Source organism: Terrabacter sp. 05T424 (assembly GCF_056396225.1).
In genome coordinates, this window is record NZ_JBFTLB010000002.1 from 1 (window position 1) to 15,422 (window position 15,422).

Here is a 15,422-nt window from a genome sequence, read left to right on the forward strand (position 1 = left end):
CACGTCCCCGCGACCCGGTGCGACCTCGACCACGAGATCCCGTGGCCGGCCGGCGAGACCACGGTGACGAACTGTTACGCCAAGGAACGCCGCCACCACAACGTCAAGACCCACGGCATCTGGACCAGCACCCCCGTCGCCGACGACGGACTCGAGTGGACCACGCTGACCGGCCGCAGCTACACCACCTACCCCAAGGACTGGCGCGAAGGACTCGGCCCGCCGCCCGACACCGGGTCACCGCCGGATCCCGTTCAGACACAACTTGATCCACCGGAACCTCTCGCCTCTCACCCAGTCACGGACTCTGAGCTGCCACCGTTCTGAGCCCTGGGCGCGTCACCTCGCTGGTGGCCGCAGAGATCTGAGCAGTCGGCAGCACCGCGCCACGCCCCACCACCTCGTCGGCGGTCAGCGTCGCCAGGCCGTCACGCAGGGCGACCTGCGCGGCGACGTACACGGTCGCGGCCGGGTCGTCGGCGACCTCGGCGAACGCGACCGGGTCACGAACCGACCAGCGCACGACCGCGGAGACGCGCATCGACACCCCGTCCGAGGTCAGGACCTCCTGAGGCGCCAGCTGGAGCAGTCGCTCGCGCAGGTCGAGCACCACGAGCCGCTGCCCGCGGAGCCGACGGTGCCGTCCTGCGGGCAGCACCTGCTCGAGGACGCCGTGGCGGTAGCGCAGCGCGCAGTGGCGCGGCTGGATCGTGAACTTCATCAGTGACATCGACAGGGACATGCGGGCGACCTCCTTCGCCTGCACGCCAATGGTTTTCGGCCGAGGAGTCCTCAGCGGTGCTGACCGGCGACGTGGTCACGCGCTCGGAGCAGCCATGCGAGCTGCTCGGCCGGTGGCATATGGGAAGGGACGCTTCGGTATGCCTTCATCTGCCGGGTGCCCATCGTCAGCACCTCAGAGCCCGGCATCGCGCCGAGCTCTGCCAGGGCATCCGGACCGAGCTTGACGCCGATCTGCGCACCCATCGCGACGGCGAAGACGTGACCGTCGACGAGCGCGGCGAGCGTGCCGAACATCGGCCGCAGCTCCACGCGGTCGTCATTGCCGACGAGGTCGCGCAGCTGGGCGCGTGCCGCCTCGTCAGCGGGAGCCACCGGTCTACTTCTTCGGCTTCTTGACCTTGGGCGGCAACGTCGCCACATGGTCGCGCGCCCGGTCGACCCAGGCCGCACGCGCGTCGTCGTCGAGCTCGGCGGGCAGCGACAGGTAGCCGCCCATCGGGCGCTCGGCCGCACCGAAGGGACCGCTGCCGGGCAGGGCCCGCAGCTCGTCGAGACCGGCGGGGTCGAGCTTGACCCCGACGTTCTCACCGAAGAGCCCGGCGAACATGTTGCCGTTGACGAAGGCACCGAGGCTGCCGAACATCGGCTTCACCTCGACCCCGGGAGCATCGTGCACGAGAGACCGGAAGTGGGCCTTGGCTTCGTCGCTGTGCTTCGGCATCTGCATGGCCCCATCACACCACTCGCGGCCGACGGGCGTCAGAGATCGAGGTCCGCCCACACCGCGGCGTGGTCGGACGCAGCGTCCTGCTGCCGCTTGAGCGTGTCGTACATCGGCCAGCGCCCTGAGGCGGTCCACACGCCCTTCCGGTGCACGCCCGCAGCCGTGATGCGGTCGAACAGCGCCGGGGAGCACAGGATGTAGTCGATCTTGTTGCCCTTGTTGGCGGTGCCATAGGTTCCCGGCCAGCCGCCGTCGTCGAACCCGGCGAAGGCGGAGACGTCGCGCAGGTCGCTCGGCGTGCCGGCGACGCCAGTGCCACCTGACCCGAGCAGCGGCGACAGCGGGCCGCTCGTCGGAGTGTCGTTGAGGTCGCCGATCACCGCGACGAGATCGTGCCCCTCCGACCGGCGCTGCTCGTAGATCTCGCGGACCCGCTGGGCCTGGCGCTTGCGCCGCACGTTCGCCTCGGGCCCGCCGTAGCCCTTCGACTTGAGGTGGTTGACGAGCACCAGCAGCCGCCCACCGCCGGGGAGCGCCAGCGACAGCTCCGGGCAGTCCCTGCTGAAGACCGGACCGGCCAGGTCGGCGTCATCCACGTGGCTCACGATCCCGGTGATCTCGACGTCGCCGCGGGTGAGCAGGCCGACGTCGATACCGCGCTCGTCGTTGCCGTCGATGAGCATGACGTGCCCGTAAAGGCGTCCGCCGAGCGCGGCGAGCTGGTCGGCGTTGAAGTGCTTGAGCGCCCACCGGTCCTCGGCCTCGACGACGCCGAGCACGTCTGCCTGGAGGTCGTGCACCACCTGTGCCGTATGCCGCACGGCCAGGTCGGTGACCGTCTCACGCTCGAGCTCGAGCCAGCCGATCCAGTCACCGCGCCCCTCGGCGACCACGGTGACCGTGCCGTCGCGGGACCGGCTCACGAGACGCCCGCGGTTCTGGCGCAGGCGCACGAAGGCAGCATCGTCCGACTCTGCGAGCCCGAGCGTGCCGAGGAGCTCCACGATCGTCAGCTTGTCGGCAGCCGAGTAGACCTGCTGCTGAAGGATCTTCGTCAGCTCGGTGTAGGCCTCGAGGAGTGGTCGACCCGCTGCCCAGTCGCTCGAGGCGAGCAGCTTGGCCCGGTCGAAGAGGTTCTCGACGTTGTACGAGGCGAGTCGCATGCCTCAACGGTCCCGCGTCAGGCTCTCTGGCGCGACTCCGACGCATGGACGACGAGGAGGAAGACGGCGGCCACCAGCGCCGTGACGCCGCAGATCGCCCACACCGTCATGTAGCCGGACAGGGAGGCGTGCGCCGTCGCCTCGACGTCCACCGACCCCGTCGAGGCCAGCGCGATGGCGAAGACGCTGGAGGCGAAGGCGCCGCCGATCGTCTTCGTCGTGTTCGTCATCCCGGTCGCCAGTCCCGTGTGCGTCGGTGGCGCCTGCGCCGCGGCAGCCGTCGGCAGGCCCGCCACGAGCGCCCCCGACCCGAGGCCCGCGATCACCATGTTGGTCAGGGTCTGCGTGAGCGTGTCGTGGAACGGCAGGAACAGCAGGTAGCCCACGCCCACGAGCACCGCTGCGACGACCATGGCGATGCGTGTGCCGACGCGACGAGCCAGCACGTGCAGCAGTAGCGCGCCAACGGCGAGGGACAGCACGTAGCCACCGATGATGATCGACACCCGGCCGGCACTGGCCCCGAGCCCGTAGCCGGTCACCGCGGGGTCGGTGCGCGCGAACGTCGACAGGGGGATCTGCGCCCCGAGCACCGAGACACCGAAGAGGAAGGCCGTCGCCTGGACCGGCCACTGGCCCCGGGCGGAGAGGATGCGCAGGTCGACGAGCGGCCAGGAGCACCGGAGCTCCAGGCGCGCGTAGGGCACGAAGGTCACTGCACCGAGCAGCATGACGAGCCAGGCCCATACGTTGCCGGGGCCCTGGATCCGCACCATGACCAGGCCGGCCATGACGAGCCCCAGGGCCAGGGTGAGCAGTGCGAAGGCGCGCCAGTGGACGCGACCCTCGCCCAGCGCAGGTGTGTCCTCCACGCCGAACCAGATCGCGAAGAAGGCCAGCGTGACGATGACGGCGGGCAGGGCGAGCAGCCCGGTCATGCCGAGCGACTCCGCGAGCGCACCGCTCGTCAGGGCGCCGGCGATGACACCGAGCTCGAGACCCGCGACGAGCAGCCCTGCGGCGCCACGGACGCGGCTCTCCGCTCCCCCGGTGCGGCGGTGGATGATCGCCACCTCCATCGGCAGCCACACGACGTAGAAGCCCTGGATGGCCCAGGCGACGAGAAACGTCCCGAAGTTGGGCGCGAAGGCAACGCCCCATGAGGCCAGCGCGGTGACGACCGTCGACAGGAGCAGCACCTTGCGGTGACCGATGAGGTCGCCCAGCCGGGCCAGGAGCGGCACGACGAGAGCCGACACGATGAGCTGCGCCGCCTCGAACCAGTTGACGTCGGCGTCCTTGATCGACAGGTGCCGGGCGATGTCGGTGAAGATCGGCGTGTAGTAGCCCTGCAGCACACCGCTCGCGAGCTCGACGCAGATGAGGAAGCCGACGACCTTCGTGATCGGGCTGCGGGCCATCGCCCGGGCGGCGTCAGAGACGGCCGTGCTGTCGGACATGCGGATCCTGTTCTCGCGCGAGGTTTTCGGAGTCAGAGCTGCTCGATGAGGCGGCGGTACCACGCGATGCCGTCGATGAGGTCGGTCACGCCGATGCGCTCGTCGACACCGTGGATCGAGGCGCGCTGCGCATCGGTCATGCGGAACGGCGTGAACCGGTAGACGCGCGGCCAGACGCGGTGGAAGTGCCGCGAGTCCGTCGCCGCGAGCATCACGTACGGCACCGCGACCGTGCCCGGGAAGACGTCCGTGAGCGTCGACTCCAGGAGGGCGTATGCCGTGTCGTCCGTCGGCGACAGCGGGCTGGGTTCGTCGCCGCTGACGAGGCTCACCTCGACCCGAGGGTCCTTGACGGTGCGGCGAACCCGCTCGATCGCGCCGTCGACCGTCTCCCCCACCATGACGCGCATGTTGACGTGGGCCCGCGCGGTCGCGGCGATGACGTTCGCCCCCGGCGAGCCGCTCAGCTGCGTCACGGCGACAGTCGTCCGCGTCAGCGCCGCCGTCTCGTGCCCGAGGCGCGGCAGGACCCGGCAGAGGAGCGGACGCAGCAGCCGCGCGCTGCCGAACACGGCGGCATACGGCATCCGGGCGTGGGCGCCCGCGCGCTCCAGCATGTCCACGGTGGCGTCGGGCAGGTGGCTCGGGAACGGCTTGCGCTCGAGGCGCAGGATGGCGCGTGCCAGCCGCGCGGTCGCGCCCATCCGGCGCGGCGCGGAGGCGTGCCCGCCGTCGCCACGCGAGATGAGCTCGACGTCGACGGTGCCCTTCTCGGACACGCCGATGACGGCCATCGGCGCATCGACGCCGGGGAGCGCCCCCTGGACGATCGCGCCGCCCTCGTCGATGACGAACCACGGCTCGACCCCACGCTCGCGAAGGAGGGCCACGGCGTCCTTGGCCGCGCGCCCGGACACCTCCTCGTTGCAGCCGAACGACAGCCAGACGTCGCGACCCGGCACGACGCCGTCGTCGATCAGCGCCTCGACGGCCGCGCAGGTCGCGACGAGCGACCCCTTGCAGTCGAGCGCGCCACGGCCCCAGACGAACCCGTCGACGAGCTCAGCAGCGAACGGCGGGTGCGACCAGACCGACGGGTCGTCCACCGGCACCACGTCGAGGTGTGCCATCAGCACGACCGGAGCCTCGCGCGTGCGGCCTGGCCAACGCATGAGCAGGGCGTCGCCACAGATCCGCTCGATCTCGCACGCATCGTGCAGCCGGGGGAAGCGCTGACGCAGCTCCGTCAGCAGCGCATCGAAGGCAGCCCGGTCCTCCTTCTCGGCGTCCCAGTCGGACACCGTGGGGATGCGGATGAGCGCGCGCAGCGCCTCGACGGCAGCGTCGTCCCCGGTCATGTTGCGGAGCGTATGCCACGCTGACGGCATGGACTACGGGCACGAGCTGCGGTTCGGGGTGTTCGCGAGCCCGGACGCCTCGCGCGTCCACGAGACCCTCGAGCTGGCGCAGCTCGCCGACGTCCTGGGACTCGACCTGTTCACGGTGCAGGACCACCCGTACAACGCGAAGCACCTCGACACCTCGACCCTGCTCACGGCGGTCGCCACCCGCACATCGTCCATCCGCGTCGCGGCCAACGTCGCCAACCTGCCACTGCGACCGCCGGTCGGGCTCGCCAAGCAGGTGGCCACCCTCGACGTCATCAGCGGCGGGCGAGCCGAGCTCGGCCTCGGGACCGGAGCCTTCTGGGACGCCATCGTCGCGTCAGGCGGCGAGCGCCGGTCGCCCGGGGAGGCCGTCGACGCCCTCATCGAGGCGATCCGGATCATCCGGGCCGCCTGGGGCCAGACACCGGGCCAGCCGGGTGCCCGCTCGGTCACCCTCGAGGGCGAGCACTACTGGGTGAAGGGGATGCATGCCGGGCCGTTCCCGCTGCACCCGGTCGAGATCTGGCTCGGCGCCTACAAGCCGCGGATGCTCCGCGTCACCGGGCGGCTGGCCGACGGCTGGCTGCCGAGCCAGGGCTACGCCGAACCCGACGCCCTCCCTGCGCTCAACGCCACCATCGACGAGGCCGCCGACGGCGCCGGACGGGGCGCGCAGGCGATCCGCCGGATGTACAACGTCTTCGGCCAGTTCGGCACGGGCAGCGGCTTCCTGCGCGGCACGGCCGACGACTGGGCCGAGCAGCTCGCCGGGTTGAGCCTCACGGCCGGCATGAGCACCTACGTCCTCGGCACCGACGACCCCGACGTGCTTCGCCGCTTCGCGGGCGAGGTCGCGCCCGCGGTGCGTGAGCTCGTCGACGCCGAGCGCGCCCGGCGCGCCGGCGGGTCCACGCCCACACCGCACGCCGCGGCCGCGGCGGTCGATGCAGCCTCTTCCCCGAGGCCCGACCGCCTCCCGCTCGCGGTCCGCCCGACTCCCGACAGCCCCCGTCTCAGCGCCGACCTGCCCTGGCGGGAGGACGACCGGCCCGTGACCGCGAAGCCCGACCACGCGGCATACTCGCCGGCCGAGCAGGCGGTGCCGCAGCACCTCGTCGACGTGCACGACCACCTCCGCGGCGAGCTGGCGCAGCTGCGCGACATCGTCGGGCAGGTGCGCCGCGGGTCGCTGTCGACGGGCGCGGCACGGTCGGTCCTCAACACGATGGCCATGCGTCAGAACAACTGGACGCTCGGTGCCTACTGCGAGACCTACTGCCGGCTCGTCACCGGCCACCACACGCTCGAGGACCGCAGCATCTTCGTCCACCTGCGCCAATCCGAACCGGACCTCGGTCCGGTCATCGACCGGCTCGAGCAGGAGCACCACGTCATCGCCGACGTGCTGGAGCAGGTCGACGAGGCACTCGTCGGTCTGGTCGGCACCGACGGCTACGGCCGTGCCGGCGAGGGCGCGCTCGACGAGATCGAACGCGCCCTCGACCTGCTCACCGACACGCTGCTGTCACACCTCGCCTACGAGGAGCGCGAACTGCTGCACCCGTTGGCGCGCAACGGTTTCGGCTGATCCGAAGCAGTCGCGGTCAGGCTGACTCGGCGGCTGCCCCGTGCTCCAGGGCCTCGACCACCGCGCCGCAGAAGTCCGGCAGGTCGTCGGGCTTGCGGCTGGTGATGAGGTTGCCGTCGACGACGAGCGACTCGTCGACCCAGCTGCCGCCGGCGTTGCGGATGTCGGTCTGCAGGCTCGGCCACGACGTGAGCCGTCGGCCCTTGACCACGTCGGCCTCGACGAGCGTCCACGGCGCGTGGCAGATCGCCGCGACCGGCTTGCCCGAGGCCACGAAGTCCCGGGCGAACGCGACGGCGTCCGGCTGCATGCGCAGGCTGTCGGGGTTGGCGACGCCGCCGGGAAGCACCAGCGCGTCGAAGTCGTCGGCCTTCGCGTCCTCGACGGTCACGTCGACGGGCTTCGTGTCGCCCTTGTCGAGGTGGTTGAACATCTGGACCTCACCGGCCTCGGGGCTGACGAGGACCGCCTCGTGCCCGGCGTCGGTCACGGCCTTCCACGGGTCGGTCAGCTCGACCTGCTCGATGCCCTCGCTCGCGACGAGGAATGCCACTCGCTTGCTCATGTCGTCCTCCTGGTGCCGCCCGCGGGCGGTGGGTCGGGGTGGTGGCGACGTCCGCCGCCACGTTTCGCCCCTACCCGGAGGTCCCCGGTTCTCTCACCTGTCCCGCAGCGCGCGGCGCGGCTATCGTCGGCCCATGGCCAGGGCCCTCGTCGTCCAGCTCGCACCGAACGTCTGGCGCATTCCTCTCGTGCGCGACTTCGTCAACGGCTTCATCCTGCGCGACGACGACGGCCAGGTGACCCTCGTCGACATGGGCGTCAAGAGCTCGGGCCCGAAGGTGATGTCCGCGCTCGCGGTGATCGGTTCGGCACCCTCAGACGTGACCCGCCTGCTGCTGACCCACGCTCACCCCGACCATGCGGGTGGTGCGGCGCACGTGGCCCGCGAGACCGGCCGCGCCTTCACGCTGCACCACGACGACGCGGCATACGCGAGCGAGGGGTCCTCGCCCCCGCGCGACCGCAGCTTCCTGCTCGGCCGGCTCATCGACCGCTTCTCGCGCGACGGACGCGACTTCGAGCCGGTGCCCGTCGAGCGCGAGATGGCCGACGGCGAGGTGCTCCCGATCGCGGGTGGGCTGCGCGTCGTTCACACGCCCGGCCACTCGCCCGGCCACGTCTCGCTGCTGCACGAGGACTCGCGGCTGCTCATCACCGGCGACGCGATCTTCAACGTGCGGGGCCTGCGGTGGCCGATCAAGGCGTTCTGCACCGACTTCCGCATGACCCAGCGCACCGCGCACCTGCTCGGCGAGCTCGACTACGACGTCGCGGCCTTCACCCACGGCCCCGAGCTGCGCGATCGCCCGCGCGAGGCGATCCGGCAGTTCCTCGGGCGGCAGCCGATCGACTGAGCCCCATCCGGGTACGTCGCCAGCGTGACCAACTTCGGATACACCCTGATGACCGAGCAGAGCGGCCCCAAGGACCTCGTGCGCTGGGCCGTGGGCGCCGAGCAGGCCGGGTTCGACTTCGAGGTGAGCAGCGACCACTTCTCGCCGTGGCTCACCGAGCAGGGCCACGCACCGTACGCGTGGGCCGTGCTCGGAGCGGTCGCCCAGGCCACCGAGCAGGTCGAGCTCATGACCTACGTGACGTGCCCGACGATGCGCTACCACCCCGCGGTCGTCGCGCAGAAGGCCGCGACGCTCCAGCTGCTCGCCGACGGCCGGTTCACCCTCGGGCTCGGCAGCGGCGAGAGCCTCAACGAGCACGTCGTCGGCGACGGGTGGCCCGGCGTCGACACGCGTCAGGAGATGCTGCGCGAGGCGATCGAGGTCATCCGCAAGCTGCACTCGGGCGACCTCGTGACCCACCACGGCGAGTACTTCGACGTCGACTCGGCCCGCATCTGGGACCTGCCCGACCTCACCGTCCCCATCGCGGTGGCGGTGAGCGGCGACGCCTCGATCGAGCGCCTCGCCCCGCTGGCCGACCACATGATCGCCGTCGAGCCCTCCCCCGACCTCGTGTCGCAGTGGAACCGCACCGACGGCGCGCCCCGGGTCGGCGCCGACGCACGCGCGGTGGGCCAGATCCCGATCTGCTGGGACCCCGACGAAGCCACGGCCGTGAAGCGTGCGCACGAGCAGTTCCGGTGGTTCGGCGGGGGCTGGTCGGTCAACGCCGACCTGCCGACGCCCAAGGGCTTCGCGGGCGCCACGCAGTTCGTGCGCCCTGAGGACGTTTCGTCGTCCATCCCGTGCGGGCCCGACCTGGACAAGATCGTCGAGGCCGTACGCGCGTGGTGGGAGGCCGGGTTCACCGACGTCGCGCTGGTCCAGGTCGGTGGGGATGCCCAGGAGCGCTTCCTCGACGAGGCGGCGGGTCCCCTTCTCGGCAAACTACGCGCGGCCGCGGGCTGAGCCCGCTCAGGCCGCTGCCGCCCGCTCGGCGAGGAGCCGCTCGCGCCGCTTCGTGATGTCGGCGCACTCGAGGCAGACCTCCTCGGGCACGAGCCCGATGCGCATGAGGCCGGAGAAGAGCAGGCAGCCGACGCAGATGCCGAAGACCGACTCGAGCGCCGGGAAGACGACCATCACCGCCCCGATGCCGATGACCCAACCGGCCGCGGCCGACGAGCCGGTGGCGAGGCTGACGACCCAGAGCACGGTCGCGGCGACCGTCATGACCGCACCGATGCTCGCCGCGAAGCGCTTGGGCGGCCCCGCCGTCGGGCGCTTCGGCGCGGCCACGGCGGGTCGGATCCACCGCTGCACGAGCCGGGCGACCGGGCTGGCCTGGGGTCCGAGCGCGGCCCGCAGGGAGAAGTCGGCGGCGAGGACGGCATCGAGCCACCACTGCGAGGTGGCCAGGGCGATGACGCCGACGGCGAGGACCACAGCCGCGATCAGCCGGACGGTGACGTCGTCGACCACGGCGGGGAAGCGGGAGGAACTCATGCAGACATTATTGACTCCATAAGGGTTGCTTATGCAAGGGCTCCAGATGGCGGACAGGAAGCCGCCCGCGTGCGTCGCGCGTAGACGAGGTGCTCGCCGAGGTGGAAGCACAGGTCGAGCGCCGTCTTGAGACCCATGAGCAGCGCGACCACGCCGAGGTCGTCCGCCGTGCGCCCGTGCGGTCCGCCCAGCAGGAAGAAGCCCGCGATGACCGTGACGTGGAGCGCGATCATCCGGGGGTACGGCGCGGCCATCGCCCAGCCCGGGCTGACCGCCTGCCGCTCGCCACCACCGAGCCAGTGCAGCCCCAGCGACAGCATGTGGCTGAGCAGGATCGCGGCGCAGGCCGCCACCCAGTCGAGCAGGCCGCCGCGCACCCCCGACAAGCCGGCGAGCACCGCGGTGAAGACGCCGTGCACGAGCGTGAAGAGGCCGAAGTGCAGCGCGAAGAAGAGCGCGAGCGCCGGGTCGCCGGTCACCCACGTCTTGGCCGCCAGGGTCGACTCGAGGCGGCCGAAGTCGCCCGGGCGCCCGGCCGGGCCGCGCAGGAACGGCCGACGGGAGGGGCGGCGGGCCGTGAGGATGCGCATCGTCGTCGCGAACCAGATGACGACGTTCTCGAACCAGTAGACGAGCAGCACGTCACCCATGCCGAGCCGTCCCTCGAGCACCGCCCAGACGGGCAGCAGGTTCGCGCCGACGAGCAGGAGCCCGCTGACGAGACGGGCCACCGGGGCCGGGAGCGTGCGGCCGAGCTGGGCCATGAGCTCGACGCCGAGGATGCGCAGGAGGGCAGTCACGGGCGCCCATCGTGCCAGAGCACGGGGCGCCCGTCCTGCCGGGACTGTGCCGGCGACTTTCCTTGCTCAGCGGCTGCTCAGCGGTTGCTCAGCGGTTGCGCAGCACCCGAAGGGCGGCCGCGGCGCACACGACGAACATCGCTGCACCGACACCGGCGACGACGTTGAGACTCGTCGAGAACGCGGCCTGCGCTGCGGCGACGAGCTCATGGGCGGCGGCGGCCGGCAGTGTCGACGCGGCCTGGACGGCGCCGGCGAGGGAGTCGAGCGCAGCGGTCGTGGCGTCGGAGACGTGCGTGGCGGCATACGGCCCGAGCTGTCCGCGGTAGACGAACGTGGCCAGGGAACCCAGGCCCGCCACACCCACGGCGATTCCGAACTCGGCGGACGTCTCGGACATCGAGGCGACCGAGCCGGCCCGCTCGGGCGGGGCGGACTGCATCATGACGCCCATCGTCAACGTGGACGGGACCATGATCCCGAACGACGTCAGGCACATCCCGAAGACGAGCAGCCCCAGACCGGCGGCCGCCCCGACCTGCGTGTAGAGCGTGAGACCGGCCGCGCAGACGAGCAGTCCGAAGGCCATGCTGCGGGCGGTGCCGAGGCGACCCGCGATCCGCGCGGAGGTCGACGAGCCGAGCAGCAGCGCGATGTTTGCCGGCAGCATCCACAGGCCTGCGCCCAGCGGCGACAGGCCGGCAACGAGCTGCAGCCACTGCGAGCCGAGGAACGAGACACCGGCCATGACCACGCCACCGACGAGCATGATCGCCAGGGCGGTCGAGAAGGCGCGGCTGCGGAAGAGAGCCAGGTCGACGAGCGGGTTGGCGATGCGGCGCTGACGGCGGACGAAGACGATCGCCATCGCGAGGCCTACGCTGGCCGTGGTCAGGGCGACGGTCGTGTTTCCTCCGCGGGCGATCTCCTTGAAGCCGTAGATCACAGGCAGGGTCGTGGCGAGCGAGAGCACCGAGCTGGCGACGTCGACCTTCGTGCCGGCGTGGCGCTCGGACTCGGGCAGCACCCGCCGACCCACGACGACGAGCAGCACCATGAACGGCACGCCGAGCAGGAAGGCCGAGCCCCACCAGAAGTGCGCGAGCAGGACACCGCCCACGAGGGGGCCGACGGCCATGCCGCCCATGAAGCACGAGTACCAGACGCCGATCGCGGTCATCATCTGCTTCTCGTCGCTGAAGATCGTGCGGATCAGGCCCATCGTCGAGGGCATCAGGGTGGCGCCGGCGATGCCGAGCACGGCCCGCCAGAAGATCAGCTGGCCGGGGCTGCTCGCGTATGCCGCCGCAGCGCTCGCGACACCGAAGGCCACGGCTCCCGCGAGCAGGAGGCGCTTGCGTCCGATGCGGTCGCCGACGGCGCCCATCGTCACGAGGAAGCCGGCCAGGACGAAGCTGTAGATGTCGAGCATCCACAGCTGCTGGGTGGTGCTCGCGCCGAGGTCGGCGGACAGCTCGGGCAGCGCGAGGTAGAGCACGCTGACGTCGAGCGACAGCAGCAGTGCGGTGAGGGCGAGGACACCGAGCGCGAGCCACTGGCGGCGCGACGGCGTGCTGGCGGAGGCGGAGGTGGGGGCGAAGCCGGCCGGGTGGGCGGTCTGGGGCTCGGTTGTCGTCGTCATGTCCCTACGTCGAGCGGGCATGCGGCGCCTCGACACCCGGCCGCCGAAAAGGTCGGGAAATCTCCTGTCGGCCCCACGGCATACGCTCTGGGGCATGGCTCTACACATCGGTGCGCACGTCGACCAGGAGGACCCGATCGCCGAGGCGAAGGCCCGCGGGGCGTCGCTCTCACAGCTCTTCCTCGGCGACCCGCAGAGCTACAAGGGCCCCGTCATCAGGTACGCCGGCGGCGCCGAGGGGCTCAAGGTCGACGCCGAGGCGGCGGGGGTCGACCTCTACGTGCACGCGCCCTACCCGATCAACGTCGCGAGCCTCAACAACCGCATCCGCATCCCCGGGCGCAAGCTGCTCCAGCAGCACCTGACGGCCGCGGCCGAGATCGGCGCCAAGGGCGTCATCGTGCACGGCGGCCACCTCGGTGTCGACGAGGACGCCGCCAAGGGCTTCGACAACTGGCGCAAGTGCATCGACGGGCTCGATCTGCCCGTGCCGCTGCTCATCGAGAACACCGCGGGCGGCGACAACGCGATGGCCCGCCGCCTCGAGGCCATCGCCCGGCTGTGGGACGCCATCGGCTCCGCGTCGGGCAGCGACCAGGTGGGCTTCTGCCTCGACACCTGCCACGCGCACGCCGGCGGCAACGACCTCGGCACCGTCGTCGACGAGGTGCGCGCCATCACCGGCCGCATCGACCTCGTCCACGCCAACGACTCTCGCGACGAGTTCGACTCCGGCGCCGACCGGCACACCAACTTCGGCTCGGGCCACATCGCCGGCGAGGCGCTCGCCGGGGTGATCCGCGCAGCCAAGGCGCCGGTGGTGTGCGAGACGCCGGGCGGCCTCGAGGGCCAGGCTGCCGATATCGCATGGCTGAGGTCCAACGCCGACTGATTCCGCGGCCTTTCAGCCCGATCCCAGCATTTCCTGACCGGCTCTTTACCCCACGGGCGCCCTCCGGCACCTAGGTTCTTCAAGGGTTGCGCGCGGTCCGTCAATGACGCCGGTCCGCGCGTTCTCCTGTGTCGCGTGCCGCGTCCCGCCATCCCCTCCTCGGTGGCGGGCCGCGGCTTTCGTGCTTCAGGGGGCTGGGCCCGCTGCGCTCGCAGCCTGCGGCACGGCTTCCTCGACCATCCGGTCGGCGAGGAGGGCTGCCACGCGCCGCTGCTCGACGGTGGGTCGCACCACGTGCGTGGACGTCACGACCCGGAGGTGGCCGACCACCGCGCCGCGTCGGCGCACCGGCACGGCGGTGAAGGCATCGGTCGGCAGGCCGGACCGCTCGACGGGGACCGGCCTGCCACGCCGGCCACCCGGTCACCGGTCGCCGCGGACGCCACGACCGTGAGGACGAGCACCATGGCTGCCGTGCTCGTCTCCATGCCGGTGCGCAGGAGCCCGAGGAGCGCTCCGACCGCCACCGGGGCCAGCACCGCCAGCCAGCGGGTGAGGGGTCGATGGGCCGTCAACCAGTCGTCGTCCACCCCTCCATGACACCCCCGCCGCCTCGGAGGCCGCTGCGTGCCTGCGGATCCTGATGCGTTCTTGACGCGGTCCTGACGGGTGCCCCTCCTGCGGTAGTACAAAGGACCCATGAGCGGCAGCGGCACGAAGGACGACCCCTGGGGTCTCACCACCCCACCCGGCACCTCGGAGTACGCGATGTACCGCGACGACGAGGCGCAGCCGGCGCAGCTCGTCTGCCAGGTGGGCTCGACGAGGCTCACCTACGACGCCCGGGTCGTCGACGACCTCCACGCCTGGCTGCGTGAGCAGGGCGACTGGGTGCCGCTCGGCGCGGCCGACGAGCAGAAGCCCGCCAAGGAGGGCACCGTCGAGGCGTGGGGCCGGTCCGAGTCGAACCCGGTCGGTGGCTGGTACGGCCTGCGCAAGGGCTACCGCGGCCGGGTCGGCATGTACCTCCCGCCGCTGCTCGAGGAGCTCGGGCTCGCCGAGGTGGAGCACAACGCGCGCAACAACCGCATGCGCGCCCTCTGACCGTCGGGATGCCGCCGGCCCCGATGCACGACGACGAGCTCGCCGTCGACGAGGATCTCGTCCGCCGGCTGCTCGAGGACCAGCTGCCACACCTGGCGCACCTCCCCGTGCGTCGCTTCGCGTCCACCGGCACGGTCAACGCGATCGTCCGCCTCGGCGACGACCTCTACGTGCGGCTCCCCCGCGTGCCCGCGTGGGCCGACGACCTGGTCAAGGAGCTCGAGTGGCTGCCGCGGCTGGCACCGGCGCTCCCCCTCACCGTTCCGGAGCCCGTCGCCCTGGGACGGTCGACTGACGCCTTCCCCCACCCCTGGGCGGTCTTCCGCTGGGTGCCGGGCTCGCCGTATGCCGTGGGCGCCGTCGACGAGGTGACCACGGCCCGTCGTCTCGCCGGGTTCGTCACGGCCCTGCGCGAGGTGGCCGTCCCCCCGACGCACCGCCGGGCGGCCGACGTCCGCTGGCGGAGCTCGACGAGGCCACCCGTGACGCCCTCGAGCGGTCGCGTCACCTCGTCGACACGGATGCTGCCCTCGTGGCGTGGGACGCCGCCGTGGGGTCGCCCGCCTTCGATCCGACTGTCGCACAACGGGTCTGGCTGCACGGCGACCTGCTGCCGCCGAACGTCATCGTCGACGGCGGCCGGCTCACAGCGGTGCTCGACTTCGGCAGCCTCGGCGTGGGCGACCCAGCAGCAGACACCATCGCCGCCTGGACCATGTTCACGCGGCCCGGCCGGACGGCCTACCGCGAGGCACTCGGCGTCGACGACGCGACGTGGGCGCGGGCCCGCGGCTACGCGTTGACGCAGGCGGCGCTCATCGTGCCCTACTACGAGCACACCAACCCCACGTTCACGGCGATGGCCAGACGCACCATCGCCATGGTGCTGGAAGACGCGCGCGACGTCGGGAACGTTCTATCCCAGAGCGATTCGGCTCGGTAGCGTCGACC

General features: G+C 71.7%; 18 protein-coding genes and 2 pseudogenes. 8 read left to right on the forward strand and 12 right to left on the reverse strand.

Translation table 11 applies throughout. The annotated features are described in order from the left end of the window. A pseudogene (locus AC1DE0_RS05010) lies at positions 1-327 on the forward strand (HNH endonuclease signature motif containing protein); the annotation flags it as partial. On the opposite strand, the gene AC1DE0_RS05015 reads toward AC1DE0_RS05010, so the two are convergent. The 6 genes from AC1DE0_RS05015 to AC1DE0_RS05040 are packed head-to-tail and all read right to left on the reverse strand — an operon-like array spanning position 299 to position 5,449. Then, positions 299-742: an SPFH domain-containing protein gene (locus tag AC1DE0_RS05015; protein WP_478097789.1), complete on the reverse strand. Its 444-nt coding sequence runs from the start codon at positions 740-742 to the stop codon at positions 299-301. The pseudogene AC1DE0_RS05010 and the gene AC1DE0_RS05015 sit on opposite strands and share 29 nt — an antisense overlap. A 50-nt stretch (positions 743-792) precedes the next feature. Further along, on the reverse strand, positions 793-1,116 hold the full coding sequence (locus tag AC1DE0_RS05020; protein WP_478097792.1) for a TfoX/Sxy family protein: 324 nt from the start codon (positions 1,114-1,116) through the stop codon (positions 793-795). 4 nt (positions 1,117-1,120) lie between these two features. Beyond that, a complete protein-coding gene (locus AC1DE0_RS05025) occupies positions 1,121-1,471 on the reverse strand; it encodes a TfoX/Sxy family protein (RefSeq protein ID WP_478097794.1) in 351 nt (116 codons plus the stop codon). Between the two features lie 32 nt (positions 1,472-1,503). Further along, positions 1,504-2,631: an endonuclease/exonuclease/phosphatase family protein gene (locus AC1DE0_RS05030; RefSeq protein ID WP_478097796.1), complete on the reverse strand. Its 1,128-nt coding sequence runs from the start codon at positions 2,629-2,631 to the stop codon at positions 1,504-1,506. Positions 2,632-2,648: 17 nt separating this feature from the next. After that, positions 2,649-4,091 carry an MFS transporter gene (locus AC1DE0_RS05035; RefSeq protein ID WP_478097798.1) on the reverse strand — a complete coding sequence of 481 codons (1,443 nt, stop codon included), beginning with the start codon at positions 4,089-4,091 and terminating at the stop codon, positions 2,649-2,651. A gap of 32 nt (positions 4,092-4,123) precedes the next feature. Beyond that, positions 4,124-5,449, reverse strand: coding sequence for a M20/M25/M40 family metallo-hydrolase (locus AC1DE0_RS05040; RefSeq protein WP_478097801.1), 1,326 nt, complete (start codon positions 5,447-5,449; stop codon positions 4,124-4,126). Positions 5,450-5,477: 28 nt separating this feature from the next. Here AC1DE0_RS05040 and AC1DE0_RS05045 point away from each other — a divergent pair, with 28 nt between their 5' ends. Then, the gene (locus AC1DE0_RS05045; protein WP_478097803.1) at positions 5,478-7,067 is read left to right on the forward strand and encodes an LLM class flavin-dependent oxidoreductase; all 1,590 of its coding nucleotides are present in this window, start codon (positions 5,478-5,480) and stop codon (positions 7,065-7,067) included. Between the two features lie 16 nt (positions 7,068-7,083). Here AC1DE0_RS05045 and AC1DE0_RS05050 read toward each other — a convergent pair whose 3' ends face one another. Beyond that, entirely contained in the window at positions 7,084-7,632 is a 549-nt protein-coding gene (locus tag AC1DE0_RS05050) for a type 1 glutamine amidotransferase domain-containing protein (protein ID WP_478097805.1), read from the reverse strand. Between the two features lie 133 nt (positions 7,633-7,765). On the opposite strand from AC1DE0_RS05050, the gene AC1DE0_RS05055 reads away from it, so the two are divergent. Together AC1DE0_RS05055 and AC1DE0_RS05060 are read left to right on the forward strand one after the other, a co-directional pair. Continuing rightward, positions 7,766-8,485, forward strand: a complete 720-nt coding sequence (locus AC1DE0_RS05055; RefSeq protein WP_478097807.1) for an MBL fold metallo-hydrolase — start codon at positions 7,766-7,768, stop codon at positions 8,483-8,485. A 24-nt stretch (positions 8,486-8,509) separates the two neighbouring features. Next, positions 8,510-9,496, forward strand: coding sequence for an LLM class F420-dependent oxidoreductase (locus tag AC1DE0_RS05060; protein WP_478097809.1), 987 nt, complete (start codon positions 8,510-8,512; stop codon positions 9,494-9,496). A gap of 6 nt (positions 9,497-9,502) precedes the next feature. On the opposite strand, the gene AC1DE0_RS05065 is transcribed toward AC1DE0_RS05060, so the two are convergent. The 3 genes from AC1DE0_RS05065 to AC1DE0_RS05075 all read right to left on the reverse strand — a co-directional run bounded on the left by AC1DE0_RS05065 (position 9,503) and on the right by AC1DE0_RS05075 (position 12,475). Then, positions 9,503-10,033 carry a DUF4395 domain-containing protein gene (locus tag AC1DE0_RS05065; protein ID WP_478097811.1) on the reverse strand — a complete coding sequence of 177 codons (531 nt, stop codon included), beginning with the start codon at positions 10,031-10,033 and terminating at the stop codon, positions 9,503-9,505. Between the two features lie 29 nt (positions 10,034-10,062). Continuing rightward, positions 10,063-10,833 carry a DUF6498-containing protein gene (locus AC1DE0_RS05070; protein ID WP_478097814.1) on the reverse strand — a complete coding sequence of 257 codons (771 nt, stop codon included), beginning with the start codon at positions 10,831-10,833 and terminating at the stop codon, positions 10,063-10,065. 88 nt (positions 10,834-10,921) lie between these two features. After that, on the reverse strand, positions 10,922-12,475 hold the full coding sequence (locus tag AC1DE0_RS05075; RefSeq protein ID WP_478097816.1) for an MFS transporter: 1,554 nt from the start codon (positions 12,473-12,475) through the stop codon (positions 10,922-10,924). Between the two features lie 94 nt (positions 12,476-12,569). Between AC1DE0_RS05075 and AC1DE0_RS05080 the strand changes: the two genes are divergently transcribed. Continuing rightward, positions 12,570-13,367 carry a deoxyribonuclease IV gene (locus AC1DE0_RS05080; RefSeq protein WP_478097818.1) on the forward strand — a complete coding sequence of 266 codons (798 nt, stop codon included), beginning with the start codon at positions 12,570-12,572 and terminating at the stop codon, positions 13,365-13,367. 186 nt (positions 13,368-13,553) lie between these two features. On the opposite strand, the gene AC1DE0_RS05085 is transcribed toward AC1DE0_RS05080, so the two are convergent. Both AC1DE0_RS05085 and AC1DE0_RS05090 read right to left on the reverse strand, forming a co-directional pair. Further along, the gene (locus AC1DE0_RS05085; protein WP_478097820.1) at positions 13,554-13,676 is read right to left on the reverse strand and encodes a hypothetical protein; all 123 of its coding nucleotides are present in this window, start codon (positions 13,674-13,676) and stop codon (positions 13,554-13,556) included. Then, entirely contained in the window at positions 13,673-13,957 is a 285-nt protein-coding gene (locus tag AC1DE0_RS05090) for a hypothetical protein (RefSeq protein WP_478097822.1), read from the reverse strand. The genes AC1DE0_RS05085 and AC1DE0_RS05090 overlap by 4 nt, the downstream gene beginning before the upstream one ends. Positions 13,958-14,066: 109 nt before the next feature. On the opposite strand from AC1DE0_RS05090, the gene AC1DE0_RS05095 reads away from it, so the two are divergent. The 3 genes and pseudogenes from AC1DE0_RS05095 to AC1DE0_RS05105 all read left to right on the forward strand — a co-directional run bounded on the left by AC1DE0_RS05095 (position 14,067) and on the right by AC1DE0_RS05105 (position 15,414). Continuing rightward, positions 14,067-14,471, forward strand: coding sequence for a DUF6855 family protein (locus tag AC1DE0_RS05095; RefSeq protein WP_478097824.1), 405 nt, complete (start codon positions 14,067-14,069; stop codon positions 14,469-14,471). Positions 14,472-14,494: 23 nt separating this feature from the next. Next, positions 14,495-14,872: pseudogene (locus AC1DE0_RS05100) on the forward strand (phosphotransferase); the annotation flags it as partial. Then, entirely contained in the window at positions 14,797-15,414 is a 618-nt protein-coding gene (locus AC1DE0_RS05105; protein ID WP_478099548.1) for a phosphotransferase, read from the forward strand. The pseudogene AC1DE0_RS05100 and the gene AC1DE0_RS05105, both read left to right, overlap by 76 nt. Positions 15,415-15,422: the final 8 nt, after the last annotated feature.